Source organism: Paraburkholderia dipogonis, from assembly GCF_042680985.1.
GTDB classification, from domain to species: Bacteria; Pseudomonadota; Gammaproteobacteria; order Burkholderiales; family Burkholderiaceae; genus Paraburkholderia; species Paraburkholderia phytofirmans.
In genome coordinates this window covers 571,378-589,293 of the sequence record NZ_JBHUFR010000006.1, presented here as the reverse complement: position 1 = coordinate 589,293, position 17,916 = coordinate 571,378, and the positions used below count along the sequence as shown (strand labels likewise).

Annotated in this window: 19 protein-coding genes and 1 pseudogene; 9 read left to right on the top strand and 11 right to left on the bottom strand. The window is 63.4% G+C overall.

Annotation, left to right across the window (positions count from 1 at the left end):
* The first annotated feature begins 376 nt into the window (after window positions 1-376).
* Together ACFSNN_RS07315 and ACFSNN_RS07310 are read left to right on the top strand one after the other, a co-directional pair.
* Complete coding sequence (locus ACFSNN_RS07315; RefSeq protein WP_134459423.1) at window positions 377-1,678, top strand: MFS transporter; 1,302 nt, start codon at window positions 377-379, stop codon at window positions 1,676-1,678.
* A gap of 155 nt (window positions 1,679-1,833) precedes the next feature.
* On the top strand, window positions 1,834-3,318 hold the full coding sequence (locus ACFSNN_RS07310; protein ID WP_134459425.1) for an MFS transporter: 1,485 nt from the start codon (window positions 1,834-1,836) through the stop codon (window positions 3,316-3,318).
* Window positions 3,319-3,435: 117 nt separating this feature from the next.
* Here ACFSNN_RS07310 and ACFSNN_RS07305 read toward each other — a convergent pair whose 3' ends face one another.
* From ACFSNN_RS07305 to ACFSNN_RS07280, 6 genes and pseudogenes are all read right to left on the bottom strand, one after another.
* On the bottom strand, window positions 3,436-3,708 hold the full coding sequence (locus ACFSNN_RS07305) for a hypothetical protein (RefSeq protein ID WP_134459427.1): 273 nt from the start codon (window positions 3,706-3,708) through the stop codon (window positions 3,436-3,438).
* A 64-nt stretch (window positions 3,709-3,772) separates the two neighbouring features.
* Window positions 3,773-4,204 carry a DoxX family protein gene (locus ACFSNN_RS07300; protein WP_134459429.1) on the bottom strand — a complete coding sequence of 144 codons (432 nt, stop codon included), beginning with the start codon at window positions 4,202-4,204 and terminating at the stop codon, window positions 3,773-3,775.
* A gap of 212 nt (window positions 4,205-4,416) precedes the next feature.
* Window positions 4,417-4,824 carry a VOC family protein gene (locus ACFSNN_RS07295; protein ID WP_134459431.1) on the bottom strand — a complete coding sequence of 136 codons (408 nt, stop codon included), beginning with the start codon at window positions 4,822-4,824 and terminating at the stop codon, window positions 4,417-4,419.
* Window positions 4,825-4,979: 155 nt separating this feature from the next.
* Window positions 4,980-5,444, bottom strand: a complete 465-nt coding sequence (locus ACFSNN_RS07290; protein ID WP_134465460.1) for an RbsD/FucU family protein — start codon at window positions 5,442-5,444, stop codon at window positions 4,980-4,982.
* A gap of 52 nt (window positions 5,445-5,496) precedes the next feature.
* Window positions 5,497-5,964, bottom strand: a complete 468-nt coding sequence (locus ACFSNN_RS07285) for a hypothetical protein (RefSeq protein WP_134459433.1) — start codon at window positions 5,962-5,964, stop codon at window positions 5,497-5,499.
* A 26-nt stretch (window positions 5,965-5,990) separates the two neighbouring features.
* Window positions 5,991-6,361: pseudogene (locus ACFSNN_RS07280) on the bottom strand (nuclear transport factor 2 family protein).
* Between the two features lie 273 nt (window positions 6,362-6,634).
* On the opposite strand from ACFSNN_RS07280, the gene ACFSNN_RS07275 reads away from it, so the two are divergent.
* The 7 genes from ACFSNN_RS07275 (at window position 6,635) to flhC (ending at window position 11,787) form a co-directional block, all read left to right on the top strand.
* The gene (locus ACFSNN_RS07275) at window positions 6,635-7,006 is read left to right on the top strand and encodes a type II toxin-antitoxin system RelE/ParE family toxin (protein ID WP_134465461.1); all 372 of its coding nucleotides are present in this window, start codon (window positions 6,635-6,637) and stop codon (window positions 7,004-7,006) included.
* Window positions 7,003-7,305, top strand: coding sequence for an addiction module antidote protein (locus ACFSNN_RS07270; RefSeq protein ID WP_134459435.1), 303 nt, complete (start codon window positions 7,003-7,005; stop codon window positions 7,303-7,305). The genes ACFSNN_RS07275 and ACFSNN_RS07270 overlap by 4 nt, the downstream gene beginning before the upstream one ends.
* A 175-nt stretch (window positions 7,306-7,480) precedes the next feature.
* Entirely contained in the window at window positions 7,481-8,347 is an 867-nt protein-coding gene (locus tag ACFSNN_RS07265) for a helix-turn-helix domain-containing protein (protein WP_134459437.1), read from the top strand.
* 79 nt (window positions 8,348-8,426) lie between these two features.
* A complete protein-coding gene (locus ACFSNN_RS07260; RefSeq protein ID WP_134459439.1) occupies window positions 8,427-8,957 on the top strand; it encodes a GNAT family N-acetyltransferase in 531 nt (176 codons plus the stop codon).
* Window positions 8,958-9,125: 168 nt separating this feature from the next.
* Entirely contained in the window at window positions 9,126-10,349 is a 1,224-nt protein-coding gene (locus ACFSNN_RS07255) for a YeeE/YedE family protein (RefSeq protein WP_134459441.1), read from the top strand.
* A 533-nt stretch (window positions 10,350-10,882) separates the two neighbouring features.
* A complete protein-coding gene (gene flhD / locus ACFSNN_RS07250) occupies window positions 10,883-11,203 on the top strand; it encodes a flagellar transcriptional regulator FlhD (RefSeq protein ID WP_007177882.1) in 321 nt (106 codons plus the stop codon).
* 14 nt (window positions 11,204-11,217) lie between these two features.
* Window positions 11,218-11,787: a flagellar transcriptional regulator FlhC gene (gene flhC / locus ACFSNN_RS07245; protein ID WP_007177883.1), complete on the top strand. Its 570-nt coding sequence runs from the start codon at window positions 11,218-11,220 to the stop codon at window positions 11,785-11,787.
* A 139-nt stretch (window positions 11,788-11,926) separates the two neighbouring features.
* Here the strand turns inward: flhC and ACFSNN_RS07240 are convergent, their stop codons facing one another.
* The 5 genes from ACFSNN_RS07240 to ACFSNN_RS07220 all read right to left on the bottom strand — a co-directional run bounded on the left by ACFSNN_RS07240 (window position 11,927) and on the right by ACFSNN_RS07220 (window position 17,891).
* A complete protein-coding gene (locus ACFSNN_RS07240) occupies window positions 11,927-13,255 on the bottom strand; it encodes an Nramp family divalent metal transporter (RefSeq protein WP_134459443.1) in 1,329 nt (442 codons plus the stop codon).
* A 60-nt stretch (window positions 13,256-13,315) separates the two neighbouring features.
* A complete protein-coding gene (locus ACFSNN_RS07235) occupies window positions 13,316-14,518 on the bottom strand; it encodes an acyl-CoA dehydrogenase family protein (protein ID WP_166799313.1) in 1,203 nt (400 codons plus the stop codon).
* 153 nt (window positions 14,519-14,671) lie between these two features.
* Window positions 14,672-15,328, bottom strand: coding sequence for a methionine ABC transporter permease (locus tag ACFSNN_RS07230; RefSeq protein WP_134459445.1), 657 nt, complete (start codon window positions 15,326-15,328; stop codon window positions 14,672-14,674).
* On the bottom strand, window positions 15,321-16,481 hold the full coding sequence (locus ACFSNN_RS07225; RefSeq protein WP_134459447.1) for a methionine ABC transporter ATP-binding protein: 1,161 nt from the start codon (window positions 16,479-16,481) through the stop codon (window positions 15,321-15,323). The genes ACFSNN_RS07230 and ACFSNN_RS07225 overlap by 8 nt, the downstream gene beginning before the upstream one ends.
* A 15-nt stretch (window positions 16,482-16,496) precedes the next feature.
* Entirely contained in the window at window positions 16,497-17,891 is a 1,395-nt protein-coding gene (locus tag ACFSNN_RS07220) for an LLM class flavin-dependent oxidoreductase (protein WP_134459449.1), read from the bottom strand.
* Window positions 17,892-17,916 lie beyond the last annotated feature (25 nt).

Here is a 17,916-nt window from a genome sequence, read left to right as displayed (position 1 = left end):
GGACGCGATTCTCAGAGGCGGCCCCATTCCATCCCATAGGAGCAATCCTAATTTACATATGAATCGATCCGCCCGGACAACGCCGCTCCGCATTCCTACATTCGCTAGCGACAAGTCCTGAAAGCACCGTCGTCGCGCTTGATGTCGAAAAAGCACATTCCCGGGAACTTTTCTTAATCTAATTAAGCACCTCCCGAAGCAGTCGGCTTTCATCCTGTAAAATCCCGCCTGGCCTCAATCGTTATCGCGCTTGCCCTACCCGGGCCGGCGCGCCGGTGTCCCGTGCTCTACCCAGCGCTTGCCACACTTCTCGCCCGACGACCGCCGTATTTCCACGCGCTACGTGTGGCTCCCAATTCAAGACATGACATAAGCAATGCAAGCGACAAATCTGGGTGGAGCGCAGGCTGTCACCCCACGCCCTCTTGGGCGCAGCGATTACAAAACGCTCGGACTCGCCGCCCTCGGCGGGGCGCTGGAGTTCTACGACTTCATCATCTTCGTATTTTTCGCGCCGGCGATCGGCCAGCTGTTCTTCCCGGCGGCAATGCCGGACTGGCTGCGTCAGGTACAAACCTTCGGCATCTTCGCGGCAGGCTATCTGGCGCGGCCGCTGGGCGGCATCATCATGGCGCATTTCGGCGACCTGTTCGGCCGCAAGCGCATGTTCACGCTGAGCGTGCTGCTCATGTCGGTGCCCACGCTGATGATGGGCCTGCTGCCCACTTACACCAGCATCGGCGTGCTGGCGCCGGTCCTGCTGCTGCTGTTTCGCGTGATGCAAGGCGCGGCGGTCGGCGGTGAAGTCCCGGGCGCGTGGGTGTTCGTCTCGGAACACGTGCCGCCGCGGCACATCGGCTATGCATGCGGCACGCTGACGGCCGGCCTCACGGCGGGCATCCTGCTCGGCTCGCTGATCGCCTCGGCGGTGAACCGCAACTTTGCGCCGGCGGAAATCTCCGCCTACGCGTGGCGCATTCCGTTCCTGGTGGGTGGCGTGTTCGGCATGTTTTCGGTGTATCTGCGCCGCTGGCTGCATGAAACGCCGGTGTTTGCCGAACTCAAGCAGCGCAAGGCGATTGCCGCCGAAGTGCCGCTCAAGGCCGTGCTGCGCGACCACGGCCGCGCCGTGGTCGTCTCGATGCTGCTCACGTGGATGCTCTCCGCCGCGATCGTCGTGGTGATCCTGATGACGCCGACGCTGCTGCAAAAGCAGTTCCACATCGCGCCGGCCACGGCGCTGCTGGCGAACTGCGTGGCGACGCTGTGCCTGACGATCGGCTGTGTCATGGCGGGCTCGATTGCCGGCCGCATCGGCGCGGGGCGCACGATTTTCATCGGCGGCCTCGCGCTGGCGGTGACGTACTACGTGATGTTCCAGCAACTTGCCGTCGACGCCTCCACGCTCGTGCCGCTGTATGCGGTGGCGGCCCTGTTCGTCGGTGTGATCGGCGCGATTCCGTTCGTGATGGTCAAGGCGTTCCCGCCGGTGGTGCGTTTCTCGGGCATCTCGTTCTCGTACAACGTGGCATACGCCGTGTTCGGCGGCCTTACGCCGATCGCCGTCTCGCTGATGATGAAGTCGAACCCGATGGCCGCGCCGATGTACGTCGGCGCGATCTGCATTCTCGGGGCATTGACCACGCTGTTCATCAAGGACGCGCCGCAAAAGCACTGATCGGCTGCTTGTGCTTTGCAACGACGGCGCACCGCAAACGGTGCGCCGTTTGTGTTTGCATCGTCGGGCTCGACGACGGCTTTCGCTTGCGCGTGACAGCGTGACATCCACACTTCACGCCGCTCCGAAACATGGTGCGCTGCATCGAGCCTACGATGTATCGCATGAACTCCTCAAACTCCCTCCATTCGTCCGCACTCGGCCGTGTTCTCGCGACGGTCAGTGTCGGCTTCGTCGTCACCCAACTCGATGTGACCATCGTCAACATCGCGCTGCCGAAACTTGGCGCGGATCTGCATGCGAATGTCGCCGGCCTGCAATGGGTCGTCGACGCCTACACGCTCGCGTTCGCCGTGCTGATGCTGTCCGCCGGCGCGCTCGGCGACCGCTTAGGTGCGAGGCGGCTGTACGCGGCCGGCATCGTGCTATTTGCGCTCGCGTCGCTCGCCTGCGGCCTCGCGCTCGATTCGGCCATGCTGGTCGCAGCGCGCGCGGTGCAAGGCGTCGGCGCCGCCGCCATGCTGCCGAACTCGCTGGCGCTGCTCAATCAATCGTACGGACACGATCCCAAACTGCGGGCGCGTGCGGTCGGACTGTGGACCGCGGCGGGCGCGATCGCGATCGCGGCGGGGCCGGTGGTCGGCGGCCTGCTGATCGCGGCGTTCGGCTGGCGCAGCATCTTTCTCGTCAATCTGCCGATTTGCGTTGCAGGCTTCCTGGCGACCTTGCTGTGGGTGCCACGGCCAGCAGCCGCGACGCGTCAAAAGCCGTCGTCGCCCGCAACTGCGGCCTCCGACACGAAGCCACGCGGGATCGATCTGGGCGGCCAGTGTCTTGCCATCGTTGCGCTGACCGCGTTCGTCGCTGCCGTGATCGAATGGCGGCCACTAGGTCTCGGCCACCCGCTCGTGGCCGGCGGCTTCGTGCTCGCGCTGATCGCGGCGAGCGCCTTTGTCCTCGTGGAATCGCGCGTCGCGGCGCCGATGCTGCCGCTCTCGCTCTTCAGCAAACGCTCCTTCAGCGTGGCGGTGCTGTTCGGTATCTGTGTGAATCTGACGTACTACGGCGTGGTGTTCGTTCTGAGCCTGTATTTGCAGCGCGTGCGCGGCTATACGCCGTTGCAGGCGGGCCTTGCATTCCTGCCGTTGACGGGCGGCTTTTTGCTGTCGAATGTGGCGAGCGGCTGGGTGGTCGGCCGCTTCGGCGTGCGGGTGCCGATGATCGCCGGCGCGATCACCGCCGGGCTCGGCTATGGTCTCCTGCATTTCGTCGATGCCGGCACGCCGCTCATCGGCCTGCTGCTGCCGTTTCTGCTGATTCCGTCGGGCATGGGCCTGGCGGTTCCGGCGATGACCACCGCCGTGCTCGCCTCGACGGACGCGCCCCGTGCAGGCACGGCGTCCGCCGTGTTGAACACGGCACGGCAGGCAGGCGGCGCGGTCGGCGTGGCGGCTTTCGGCGCGTTGGCGAGCGGCGCGGCTGCGGCGCAGATCGTGGCGGGCATGCGGGTATCGACCGCCGTGTCGGTCGGCTTGTTGGTGATCGGCGGCGTGCTGAGCTGTTTCGTGCATCCGCAGCCACAGTCGTCGGACGCCGCGCATCGCCATACGGGTCGCGAACGGGTCGGCGAATCGCGCTGAGGGTGTCGCCTGTCAGGATCGTGTGCACAAAAAACGACCCCCGCGATGCTTGCGCATGGCGGGGGTGGTACCGCTGGTTCGGCGGCAAATGGCTAGTTCGCCACGCCGCCTCCCGGCTTACAGCGACGCTTCCTGAATCGTGCCGGTGTCGATGGCGCGCTCGATCAGCCCGTCGTTTTGCGCTTTGGCGATGGCGTCGGCGATCAGCTTTTCCGGTTCCTCGATCTCGGCCTTGATCGTGCTGATGAACCCGGACGCATCCAGAACCACCAGCGTCTTCGCCGAATCAGCCAGGCTGATGATCACCCGATGCGGCGTGGGCCCCTCACCAAGACTCGCGCACAACTGCGTGGCCTTGCCGGCAATGATTTGCTCAAAACTTTGAATCATTATTTGCTCCCTTGGTTACGGCCAGAATCGAAAGCGACTCGCACAGACTACCTCAACCGCCGCGTCAAAGCCCGAGTCCGCTGCGCGGCGCTCGCGCACCGTCGATGCTGATACGGCCCGCGCCCGTCACGAACAGCAGCAGGAAACCGCCGGCAATGCCGATGTTCTTCCAGAAATGAATCACCATGTCGCGCTGCAAGGCGGCGTCGGTGACATTCCAGAAATCGTGGCCCAGAACGGCGGTCGCCACCGTGTACACCGCCATGATCAGCGCGAGCGGCCGCACCTTGAAGCCGACGATCAGCAACAGGCCGCCGAGCGCCTCGACCGCCGTTGCGATCGGTGCGGCGATCTGCACGAACGGCACGCCCTTCGAATGCAGGTAGCCGACAAAGCCCGCGTAGCCCAGCAGCTTCATCACACCGCCCCACAGAAACAGCACAGCAAGCGCAATACGGGCGATGAGGATAACGCCGGAATCGACGGGACGCGACATGAGGCACTCCAGTAGATGAATAAGCAGCAGACCCGGCCAGCAGCCCGCAGTTCCCCACTTTGCACCGGACGACAGGGCGTTTGCCCGCCTTTTCCTAGCACGAACCAGGATGAACGGCACGCAACCCGCGGCATGCCGGGAATGGAAAAGCGTCCATGCGGCCCTCCAGGTAGCGGCCACGGCGAGCGCCGCTGGCGCAATCGCCGCCGTGCTTATACGTGAGGATACGTTGCGACTTCGATCAGATTGCCGTCCGGATCGCGGCAATACACCGAGGTCATCTTGCCGCGCGCGCCGTCGCGCTCCACCGGACCGGCCTCGATTTCGACGCCTTGCGCGAGCCAATGCGCCTTGACTTCGGCCGGGCTCGTGGTCGTGACGAAGCACAGATCGGCGCTGCCGGGCACCGGTTCGCGGCCGGTGAACCACCCGACAGTGTCGGCGGTCACGGGGCGCAAATTGATCTTCTGATTGCCGTAGAACATCGCCACCCGCGTGCCGGTGCGCGACTCGAACTCGGCGCGCCGCATGCCGAGCATACGTGCGTACCACGCCGCGCTGACTTCCACGTCGGCGACGTTCAGAACGAGATGATCGAGCGTGTCTATCGAGAAGCTCATGGTTTTCGTCACCGTGATGTAGGGCGATGCGCGGCGACGGATCAGCTCGATCCGCCGTCAGCGGCCAGACGAAAAATTAGCACGTGCGCGAGATCCGCGTGCGGCGGCCGGCGCGTTGCGCTCATGGCTTCGCGCCGCAATGGAGTTGGCGAAGGTTACGACTGAGGCGCGTCCGGCGCGAGCAGAACGCCCTTGGTGAAGACGAAGCAACCATAGCCGCGCTCTTCACCGGTCGCGATCACGCAATACGCTTTGCGCGCCCGTTCATAAAACGCAAACCGTTCAATCGACGCGAACGGCACGTCGCGCCCTTCCGCGGCGTTGATCTCGGCCTGCGCCTCGCGCTGCACGGCCGGAATGGTGTGCGGCTCGGCCACCACTTCCATGCGCGACGCGGGGTGCTCGATGAAGGTGTCCAGCGGCATCACCGACAGCACCGCGCGAATCGCGCGCGGCGAGCTCACGCCATCGAGGCGGAGCACTTTGCCCAGCACGCTCTCGCGCGCAACCGAATCGCTGGGGAAATTGGCGTCGCAGATGACGAGTTCGTCGCCATGGCCCATCGCGCGCAGCGCATGCAGGATATCGGCATTCAGCAGCGGGTCCAGATTCTTCAGCACGGTGTCTCCTTGTAGTCCGGTTGGCGGCTGACCGCCGAGGTTTGGACGTGGGTTATCGGGTCGCGCGAAGCGGGCGGTCACGCGAAACGACCGGTTCATGCCCGCACTCGGGTCGGGCCGAAGCAGCGGGCGCCCGGCTCGGCGAACGCGTGTCCGCGCGACGATCGCATTCCAGCGGACGATTGTAGCAAGCAACGTCGTGGGCATTCGTCGAGAGTGGCGCGAGGCGGCTGCACGTCGCGTTGTTGGAGCCGGCGGTCGGGCGGACGCGCTGCATGGCCGGCACGGTCACGGCTTCACCGCACTGCCAGCGCAACCAGCCGACCACTGCCAGCAGCACGAGACCCGCGCCGCCCAACACCGGCTCGCGCCAGCCCAGCAGCGCGATGAACATGAACGCGCGCGCTCCGGCGAGCAGCGCGAAGCCGGCCACCGCGCTGGACAGCGAGTCGAGTGCGCCCGCCAGGCGCGCCAACGTGATGGCCGATTGGGGAGCCGTGGCGGCAGCGGGCTCGTGCATGATCGTCTCCGTAAAAAAGTTTTTGGTCAGACTCCGTCGGGCACCTGGTCGAGGAAGCCGGTGACGGCCTGCAAGCGTCCATGCGGATCGATCACACCGAAGTCGGATCCCTTCACGATCGCGTCGCCCGCGGGCGTGGTCAGCTCCCACGAGAAACGCAGCCGGGGTCAGCGAAGCCGTCGATCTGGCCCGTACGGCGAAACGTGTGATGCGGGAAGCGCTCGTGCACCGCGCGGATCATCGCGTCGATGCCGGCGTGGCCCGCGCCCGCCAGCAGCGGGTCGCGATAGTCGGCGCCGGCGCTCCATGTCGCGGCGATCAACTCGCGACGGCGCACGCCATCGGTTTCGTTCCATGCGTCGAAATAACGGTCGATCAGATCGGTATGCGCGTTCATCTCCAGACTCCTTGATTGGCAGCACTGAGCACTACGCTCGGCAGACTCGTTGTATGCGGCGGGCTCGGAGTGAAGATTGACGGCTCGGACGCGCTGCGTCGATTACGTGACAGGTAAGCATCCTCGCGCTTCGTTGTTCGTCGGATTGGCCATCCGGCCGAGTCGTCAGCCACGCTGGCAGCCGCTAACCTCGTGTGGCGAATGGGGCCGCGCGTCGCCGGCGCGCCGCACACGACGTACTCGACAATCACGGACACGGGGGCCTTTTTTAATATGGTTTTCACACTTGCAAGATCGTATCCACAAGGATACACTGCACAGCAGATCGGTTCACCGCCTGTGTACGAAGTCAACCGCACCGAGCAATTCGACGCATGGCTTGCAACGCTCGCGGATTTACGAGCGAGGGCAAAAATACTCGTGCGGATCCGGCGTGCGGAACGCGGGCATTTCGGCGACGTGAAATTGCTGGAGGACGGTGTATCCGAGATGCGCATCGACTGCGGCCCGGGCTATCGGGTTTATTTCGCGCGTGAAGGGCGCATGGTGTATCTGCTTCTCTGTGGTGGCGTCAAGGCCACCCAGCCGGCCGATATCAAGCATGCCAAAACAATGTGGGCAGCAATCAGAAAGGAACTGTCATGAGCAAAATCAAAACCGCGCGGTTCGACGCGTCGGACTACCTCGATAGCGAGGAAGCGATTGCCGAGTATCTCAACGCAGCGCTTGAAGACGGCGACGCCGACGTGCTGCTTGCCGCCATCGCCGACATCGCCAAAGCGCGCGGCATCGCCAAGGTTGCGGCAGACGCCGGACTCGGGCGCGAAAGCCTCTACAAAACACTCGCACCCGGATCCAAACCGCGTATGGACACGGTGCTCAAGCTGCTGCGCGCGCTCGGCGTCAAACTCAACGTGGTGCCGGAAGGCGTAGCGGCGGCCTGAGTCGCATTGCCGCTTGTGGCGACTTCACAGGGCGGTCAGCAGGTTGGATAAGCTGGGCGGTCAGGAATGTTCCGGGGTTTCGTAGGCCTGGCCGGGTGCATTCCGGGGTATTCCGGGGTATTCCATTACCCCTCAGGTAATGGATGGCTAGCGCGGTTTGGCTATCATCGGTGGCATGAACACACTTTCTCTTGCGCAAAACGTCCCGTCGCATGCATCGGCGGCCAGCCGCACAGTCGGCGACCTGCTGCGTGAATGGCGCCAGCGGCGAAGAATGAGCCAGTTGCTGCTTGCAGCTGAAGCCGATATTTCGACCCGGCATTTGAGCTTCGTCGAATCGGGTCGCGCGGTGCCGAGCCGGGAAATGGTCATGCATCTTGCCGAACGGCTCGACGTACCGCTGCGCGCACGCAATGCACTGCTGGTCGCGGCCGGTTATGCGCCGCTGTTCCGCGAGCGTGCGCTATCGGATCCGCAGTTGGCCGCCGCGCGCGAGGCCGTCGAGTTGGTGCTGAAAGGACACGAGCCCTACCCGGCGCTCGCTATCGACCGGCACTGGACCATCATTGCCGCGAACAACGCGCTCGCGCCTCTGCTAACCGGTGCCAGTCCGGAACTGCTAAAGCCGCCGGTCAATGCGCTGCGCCTGAGCTTGCATCCGGAGGGCATCGCGGCGTCGATCGTCAATTGGCACGCATGGCGCGAGCACATTCTGGCTCGGCTGCAGCGACAGATCGACGTGAGCGGCGACAGCACGCTGAGCGCGTTGCGCGACGAACTGGCTGCCTATCCGGCGCCGCCGGACGCGGAAGCGGCCGGGCACGACAACGCCACCGTCAATCAGATCGCGGTGCCGTTGCGGCTACGCACGCCGATCGGCGCGCTGTCGTTTTTCAGCACGACCACGGTCTTCGGCACACCGGTCGACGTGACGCTCTCGGAGCTCGCCATCGAGGCGTTCTTTCCAGCCGATCAGCAAACTGCCGCCGCACTGCGCGAATTCGGCGAGAGCCAGCGCACCGAGGCGGGCCGCCAACCGTAGCCTGATGACGGAAGACGATGCACACTGCCGCGCTAAGCTCATGCCCTTTCACTCGCCAGATTGACGCGGAGAGACGCACTTGAACGACAACGCCGTACTCGTACGTCAACTCGGTCCCGACGACCGCGACGACCATTTCCAGCTTCGCCTGCGCGGACTGAGGGCTCATCCGGAGTCGTTCGGCCAGAGTTACGAGGAAGCGCTCGCCAAAGGTCCGTCACAACACGACGCGATGCTGAAGGGCTTACATGCGGCTCAAGGCGATTTTTTGCTCGGCGCTTACGCATCGGCTGGAATGCCGTTGATCGGCGTGGTCGGCCTGATCCGCAATCCAGGCGACAAGCAGCAGCATAAAGCCGCCCTGATCGGCATGTATGTCGCGCCGGAAGCGTCGGGTCGGGGCGTCGGTCGAGCCCTGCTCAATGAATTACTGGCGCGGGCCTCGCGCGTGGAGGGTTTGCGGCAAATCCAGTTGCACGTCGGCAGCCGTAACGAAGCGGCGCGGAAACTGTATGAGTCGCTCGGCTTCCGCAAATTTGGCTGCGAGGTCGGCGCGCTGAATGTCGGCGGCGTGTTTCATGATGCGGATCTAATGGCGCTGTTTATCTAATAGATACTGGCGGCGAGCGTCGCGCCCCGTCACCCTCGTTCGGCCGCCCTGCCGCAGCACGCGATCCGTGCTACTTTTTGACTGCCTTGTCGCCACACCGGCCCCGACAACGGTTCTCCAACCGCCCTCGGGCTGGTCTCGACCCATCGCTTGTCAGTCAACTCACATATGTCCGACCTCTCCACTTCGCATCCGCGCGTGCCGCGCCGTTTCGATACCAATCCGAAACCGCTCGGCGCCGCGCTCGTTCTGATCGCGCTCGGCGCGGTTTATCTGGCGCAGACTGTCAGCGGCCGCCAGGCCGCGCTCTACCTCGTCGGCGCGCTGCTCGGCATGTCGCTGTATCACGCGGCGTTCGGCTTCACTTCGGCATGGCGGGTTTTTATCGCCGACGGCCGCGGCGCCGGCCTGCGCGCCCAGATGCTGATGCTCGCGCTCGGCGTGTTGCTCTTCTTCCCGGCACTACAAGCCGGTACGCTGTTCGGTCATCCGGTGGTCGGACTTGTCGCGCCGGCGGGCACGTCAGTTCTGGTCGGGGCCTTCATGTTCGGCATCGGCATGCAATTGGGCGGTGGCTGTGCGTCCGGCACGTTGTACACCGTGGGTGGCGGCAGCACCCGCATGATCGTTACGCTGGCGGCGTTCGTCATCGGCTCGGTCGTGGCGACCGCGCACATGCCGTTCTGGACCGCCTTGCCGTCGCTCAAACCGCTCTCGCTGGTGACCGCGTTCGGCGCGGGCTGGGCCATCGCGCTGAACCTGCTGGTGTTCGCCGCCATCGCGGCGCTCACCGTTCTGATCGAATGGCGCCGTCACGGCCAACTGGTCAACGAGCCGCCGCGCCGGCCGCACACGTCGCCGTGGTTGCATGGTCCGTGGCCGCTGTTCGTCGGCGCGATCGCGCTGGCTCTGCTTAACTTCGCGACACTGGTGCTCTCGGGGCGTCCGTGGGGCGTGACGTCCGCGTTCGCGCTCTGGGGCGCCAAGCTCTTTGCCGCGCTCGGCATGGACGTGGCCGATTGGCCGTATTGGGCCGCTCACGCCAATGCGAACTCCCTCGCCGCCCCTGTTACACATGACGTCACCTCGGTGATGGATATCGGCATCATCCTCGGCGCAATGTCAGCCGCCGCGCTGGCCGGACGTTACGCGCCCGTGTGGAAAGTGCCTGCCCGCTCGCTGATCGCGGCAGTGATCGGTGGCCTGATGCTTGGCTACGGAGCCCGCCTGGCCTACGGTTGTAACATCGGCGCCTACTTCAGCGGCATCGTATCAGGCAGCTTGCACGGCTGGCTGTGGCTGGCCGCTGCTTTCGCCGGAAATGTGCTGGGCACACGCCTGCGGCCTGCCTTCGGTCTGGATGTCGAACGCGTTCGATCCGCCGGCTGCTAGATGTTACGTAAGACGTTACAAATGTGGCCTGGTTTGTAACCGGGGCCGCACCAACCTGTTACACCTCTGCTGTGTCCCCATTGCAGCACTTTATAACGGTATTTATTACTCTATATCGTGCACGCTTTCTGTTTCCTTTCTGAGTCGAGCGGGAATTACCGATTCGCAACCGGCCCGCTCACCTTCCTCAGACAAACCAGCCAAACGCCTGTGATACAAGGGTTTCCATGGATCAGACAAACGCCTCTGATAGCGGAAAATCCACGTCGCATCGTCTATTACAGGACCGTGAAAGAGTTACCGAAATTTGATGTATCTTTTTGAGATATTTTTTTGAGAAGGGATTGATTTCTTGTTTTACCCTTCATACAATTCGTCCCAAGCTGTTACGAAATGTAACGCGATGTATCAAAAGGTCGCTGTCTGTATCAGGTGGTGACCCGTAGCCGGAGGACAACGTTTCCGGCGAGGCACAAAAGACATAACGGCAAAAAATGCCGACATAGTAATTCGGGGCTTCGGAAAAAACAGAAATGGACCGTAGCAGCGAGACGCTGGATTCTATCCGCGAGATTAACTTGTCTTACATCATGCTTGCGCAACGCATGTTGCGTGAGGACAAACCGGTCGGCATGTTCCGGCTGGGACTGTCGTCGGAACTGGCTGATTTGCTTGCCGGACTGTCGCTCGCGCAGATCGTCAAGCTGGCTGCTTCCGATCAGCTTTTGTGCTTCTTCCGCTTCAACGACCACTCGATGTTGTCGGCGTTGACGCAAACGACGAAGCACACCGCAGTGGCACCGACTCACGCGGCGATCCTGCTTGCAGGCCAGCCGGCTGAACAGTTCGCTTAATCGAGGTGACTGCGATGCTCAAGCGTAGCCTGACGGAAGACGCACAGGAAGTATTCCGCGCCATTGCACTGATCGAACTGGGCGCACGCATGCAAGTGCTGGAGAGTGAATTGACGCTCTCGCGCGACCGCATGATCCGCCTGTATCGCGAGGTCAAGGGTGTGTCGCCACCCAAGGGCATGCTGCCCTTTTCGGCGGACTGGTACATGACGTGGCTCGCGAACATCCACGCGTCGCTGTTCTACAACACGTACCTGTTTCTGAAGAACGAAGCGCGCTGCTCGCATCTGGATGCGCTGACCAAAGGGTATCGGCTGTATCTGGAACATTGCCAGCACAGCGAAACCGAACCCGTGCTGGACTTGACGCGTGCGTGGACGCTGGTGCGTTTCTTCGACGCCGACATTCTGCAATTGACCAAATGCTGCCGTTGCACCGGCAAGTTCGTGGCGCACAAACACGATCTGCAGCACAACGTGGTGTGTGGCGCCTGCCAGCCGCCGTCGCGTGCCGGCAAGACCAAGAAAGCCGCGGCCGCCCGCCAGGAAGCGCTTGAAGCAGCGCAGATCGCGCAAGCTGCCTGAGTAAAGCGCCGCTGACTCGATGAGGGCAGGTCCAGCCCAATTCGAACCGAAGCCTTGATTAGAAAGTCCGCCTCCGAGCGGACTTTTTTTCGTCCCATTCGCGCCGCTGCCTGGAAAAGGCACACGGCGAAAAGCCACATCAGCCGGCCAGTCCCACCGTCTGCAGCACCAGCCACAGGTTCGCCGCGCTGATCACCACGAACAGCGTCCACGAAACGAACCGCGTCAGCAGCGTGTTGGCGAATTCACCCATCAATGTACGATCGCTGGTCATGCGAATCAGCGGATAAAGCGCGAACGGCAGTTGCAGGCTCAGCACGACCTGGCTTGCGACCAGTAACTTGCCGACCGCACCGTTGCCCATCATCTGCACGCCGATCAGCGCGGGGATCAAGGCCAGCGTCCGAGTGATGAAGCGCCGCTGCCAGCATGGAATCTTCAGCTTCAGGAAACCTTCCATGATGACCTGCCCCGCCACGGTGCCGGTGAAGGTCGAGCTTTGTCCCGAGGCGAGCAGGGTCACCGCGAACAACACCGCCGCGAAACCGGTGCCGACGATCGGCGCGAGCAGCTTGTAAGCGTCTTCGATTTCGGTGACCTGATTATGGCCGGTGGCATGAAACGCCGCGGCGGCAAGAATCAGGATCGCCATGTTGATCAATAGCGCGAACACCAGCGAGCCGATCGTATCGATGCGCGACATGCCGATCGCCGAGCGGATGCTGGCGGGGTCGCGCTTCACCGCGCGCGTCTGCACGATCGACGAATGCAGATAAAGGTTGTGCGGCATGACCGTCGCGCCGAGAATGCCGATCGCCAGATACATGGGTTCGCGCGAGCTCAAAGCCTGCCACGACGGAATCAGCCCCTGCGCGACCGACGGCCAATGCGGCTGCACCAGCGCGAGCTCGATGATGTATCCCACGCCGATGGTCGCGATCAAGCCGAGCATGATCGCTTCGAGATCGCGGAAATTCTTGCCCTTCAGGCCGAGCACGATCAGCGTATCGAACGCAGTCAGCAGGACGCCGGTAGTCAGCGAACATTTGAACAGCAGATGGAAGGCGAGCGCGCCGCCCAGCACTTCGGCCAGATCGCAGGCCACGATCGAAAGCTCCGCGAGCAGCCACTGAAAGCGCGCCACACCCGGCGAATACCGATCTCTCGACAACGCCGCGAGATCGCGTCCGGTCGCGATGCCGAGGCGCATGCTCAGGCATTGCAACGCCATCGCCGCAAGACTCGACAGCATGACGACGAACAGCAGGCTGTAGCCGTAGCGCGATCCGGCTTCGATGTCGGTGGCCCAGTTGCCCGGGTCCATATAGCCGATCGAGATGAGCAGGCCGGGGCCCGCGAATTGCAGGATCTTCTTCCAGAAAGGCGCGGCCGGCGAGACGGCCACGGAGCCTTGAACTTCGGACGGGCAAAACGGCGCCGTTGCGGTGGTCGGTAGTTTGAACTGCAATCCGGAAATCTCTTGAAGGGGATAAAACGCGGCGGCTCGTGCCGGCCGCCGCGAGCCGCCTCAAGTGTACAAAGAAACTTCCGGCAACGCGCCAGTGAGCGCGTATCGGCCGACGTCGCGCACGCGATAGTCGAGCGGATCATGCAGCGTATGCACGCGGGCATTGCGCCAGAAACGGTCGAGCGCGAGCGGCGCGTGCGTCGCGCGGGCGCCACAGGCGTCGAACAGTTTTTCGCTGACGTCGAGCGCGGCGCGATGCGCGACGATCTTCGCCTCCGACGTGGCGAGCGCAACCTGCGCGCGGGCCTCCGCGGTAAGCGCCGGACCTTGTTGCCACGCGTCTTCCAGCAGCCAGGCCGCACGCGTCGCCAGCGCTTCGGCGCTCACCGCCTGCAGGCGCATTTCGCCGAAACGCTGGATCAGGTAGGGATCGTCGGTGGCCTTGTCGACGCCGGAATAGATCCACGCCTTGCCGTTCCGCGTGACGTAGGCACGCGCTTCGTCGAGCGCGCCTTGGGCAATGCCCACGAACAGATTGGTCAGCACCTGTTGCGAGATCAGCGTGCGCAAACTTGCATGCGGCGTGTCAGGCCGCACCATCACTTCATGCGGTTCGATCTTGACCCGCGTGAAGGACACGCTGCCGCTGTCGGTCTGCCGCTGGCCGATCGGGTTCCAGTCTTCGTGAACGGTGATGCCTGCACGCGTCGTCGGCACGACGCCGAAGACCGGTTTGCCGCTGAGCGGATCGTGCGCGGAGACCGTCATCATCTGCGAGCCGCGTGTGCCGGAGCAGAAGCCCTTCTGGCCGTCGAGCAGGTAGCCGCCGTCATCGGTTGCGCTTGCAACGAGCCGCGTGTCGAGCGGATTGACGGCGTTGCCCCACCACCATCGTCCTTCGACGGTGCCGCTCAGATAGCGGGCACGTTGTTCCGGATTGCCCCATACATTGACGCTGACCACCTGCAGGCAGGTGAAGCCCAGCAAATGCGCGAGCGCGCTGTCCACCTGCGCGATCTTGCGAATCGTCTCGTAGATGTCGGGCCAGCGCGCGCCAAGGCCGCCGAATTCGCGCGGCACCGCGAGCGTGAGCAGGCCCGCGTCGGCGATCCACTGTTTTTCCCGCGCTGCGTGGCCGCCGTCGATATCGCGCTGCGCGGCGCTGGCGCGCAACGCGTCGAGCAAACCTGCGAGATCGCGCACTTCGGACGCAGCGAATGCCCGAGGCGTTTGCAACGCATCGGCATGACGAGGATCGTTCATGCAGTTTCCACTTGAAGAATGGTTCGGCGAGCGGCGCCGGACGAGCGCCTATGGCTACGCTCGATGCCGTAGCTAGCATGATAGGCGGCGATCCGCGCGCGGCAAATGTGAGCAGTATTCTTCATGCAAATAGCGGCCTCACGGTTAGTGCGATCACACCCGCTGCGCAAGCCGCCGCACGAACCGGTCGCCGACGAACTGCACCGTCGTGACGATCGCGATCAGCAGCACGATCACCGTCACCATCACAGTCGTGTCGAAGCGCTGATAGCCGTAACGGATCGCCAGATCGCCAAGGCCGCCCGCGCCGACAGCTCCCGCCATCGCCGAGGAACCGATCATCGCCACCACGGTAATCGTGAAGCCGCCGAGAATGCCCGGCAGCGCCTCGGGCAGCAGCACATGCCGGATGATGTGACGGCGCTGCGCGCCCATGGCCTGCGCGGCTTCGATCAAACCGTGGTCTACTTCGCGCAGGCTCACTTCGGCCACACGCGCAAAAAACGGAATCGCCGCGATGCTGAGCGGCACGATCGCGGCCCATACGCCGATCGTCGTGCCGATCAGCAAACGCGTTAGCGGCAGCAACGCAACCAGCAGAATGATGAAGGGCGTGGAACGGAACGCGTTGACGAGCGCACCGAGCGTGTTGTTCACCGCGCGCTTCTCGAAGATGCCGCCGCGTGTCGTCGTGACGAGCACCAGCGCCAGAGGAATGCCGATGAGCGCCGCGAACAATGCGGACACGCCGACCATGACGACGGTGTCGCGAATTGCATCGGCGAGTTCGGAGAGCCACAACTCAGACATAGCCCAATACCTCGACATGATTGGCATAGCGGCGCGCGCTGTCGAGCAGCGCCGCGATCTGCTTCTGCACCGTGCTGCCATCGTCCGCGCGTAGTTGCGCCGACACCACGAGGCGCCCTTGCGCATGCCCCTGAATCCGGTCGATGCCGCCATGCACGAAATTCACGCGGCCGCCATCGACACTCAACGCCGACGCAAGGCCGCCGAGATCGGGCTCGCGCGCATCGACGCCGGTGAAACGCACGTCCAGCAAAATCCGCGCGTGCGCTTGCGCGATGTCGTTCAGCGGCTTGATTCGTTGCGCGAGATCAATCGGCAAGTCATGCACCAACGTGCGCAACAACGCGCGCGTCGCCTCATGTTGCGGATCGCCGAACACGCGCCAAACGGGACCGTTCTCCACCACTTCGCCGCGCTCGATCACCGCAACCGTATCGCAGACCTCGCGAATCACCCGCATTTCGTGCGTGATCAATACGATGGTCAGATTCAGTCGCTGATTGATATCGCGCAGCAACGCGAGAATGGCTTGCGTCGTTTCGGGATCCAAAGCAGAGGTCGCTTCGTCGCAGAGCAGAATATCCGGGTCGGTGACCAACGCGCGCGCAATGCCGACGCGCTGTTTCTGGCCGCCGGACAAGCTCGCCGGATACGCGTCGCGTTTGGCGGACAGGCCCACTAATTCCAGTAGCGCATCGACTTTCTTGTCGATCGCCGCTTTCGGCACGCCAGCGATTTTCAGCGGCAACGCAATGTTCTCGCGTACCGTCTTCGCCGAAAGCAGATTGAAGTGCTGAAACACCATGCCGATGCGCCGGCGCAATGCCACGAGTCCGCGCTCGTCGAGTTCGCCGACGCTCTCGCCATTCACGCGCACCGCGCCCGAACTCGGCTTTTCCAGACCGTTGACGAGCCGCAACAGCGTCGACTTGCCGGCGCCGCTGCGGCCGATAATGCCGAACACTTCACCACGCGCCACATTCAACGTGACGTTGGCGAGCGCCGCGGTCGACACGCCGCGGGCGTCGGCGAACACTTTGCCGACGTTGTCGAATATCACGGCGGGTTGCGTCGCCGTTGCATGCGAATCAGGATTGACGGCGAGAGACGGCGCGTCTTCGATGAATTGCGGCACGTCGAGAAGATTGGTCATGGTTTAGTTGCTCTCCTACGCTTCTGCAGCGGCTCGCACGCGCCGGCGATGCTGCGCGCCCGCATGCACCTCCGGCAGCCGGGCACGCCCTCCGCCGAACAGTTTCTCCCGCAGCGTCGGTGCGGGATCGTAATCTTCCTTATAGACGCCGCGATTCTGCAATTCCGGCACCACCAGATCCACAAAGTCTTCGAACGACTCGGGCATCACCGTGCGCGTCAGATTGAAGCCGTCGACGCCCGCTTCCTCGATCCACGACACCAGTTCGTCCGCGATCTGCTGCGGCGATCCCACCACTGGCTTCGCGCGGCCGCCGAGCGTCATTTGTTCGAGCACTTTGCGTTTGGTCCACACACCGCTCACGCTCTTCTTCGAAATCGCCTCGACGGCCGATTGCATCGACTCGGTCTTCACGTAGGAGATCGGTTCGTCCAATTCGTATTGCGAGAAGTCGATGCCGGTCGAACTGGAGAAATGCGCGATGCCGCCTTCGGCGCTCGCATAACGGCGGTATTCCTCGAATTTCTCCTGCGCGGCCCGTTCGGTTTCGCCGACTACAACGGTGATGCCCGCGAAGATCTTGATGTCGTCCGGCGCGCGGCCAAAGCTCACCGCGCGCGCGCGGATGTCGTCGACAATCGAGCGCGTCAGTTGCTTGTTCTGCCCGCCGACAAACACGCACTCCGCGTGACGTGCCGCAAAATCGACACCACGGCTGGACGATCCCGCCTGGTACAACACCGGTGTGCGTTGCGGCGACGGCTCGCTGAGATGAATCGCGTCGATCGAATAGTACGGACCGTCGTGCTTCACGCGATGCACCTTGTCCGGATGCGAGAAGATGCGCGCCGCGCGGTCGCGCACCACCGCGTCGTCTTCCCAGCTCTGCTCCCACAGCTTGTAAACCACGTCCATGTAATCGTCGGCGCGGTCGTAGCGGTCGTCGTGGCTGATCTGCTGCGCGAGGCCCATGCCGCGCGCCGCGCTGTCCAGATAGCCCGTCACGATGTTCCAGCCCACCCGGCCTTTGGTCAAATGATCGAGCGTCGACATGCGCCGCGCGAACAGATACGGCGGTTCGTAAGTCAGATTCGACGTGACGCCGAAGCCGATGTGTCTGGTCACGTGCGCCATGGCGGGCACGATCAGCGACGGATCGTTGATCGGAATCTGCACCGATTCGCGCAGCGGCGTTTCCGGGCCGCCTTGATAAACGTCGTACACGCCGACGATATCCGCGAGAAAGATCCCGTCGAACTTGCCGCGCTCCAGCGTTTGCGCAAGACTCGTCCAATAGTCGAGGTCGGTGTAATGCGCCGAACGGTCGCGCGGGTGCGTCCACAATCCGTGATTGATGTGGCCGACCGCATTCATGTTGAACGCATTCAGCAGGATTTTTTTCTTCGCCATCGTGCGGCTCCTTGGGCTTTGCGGT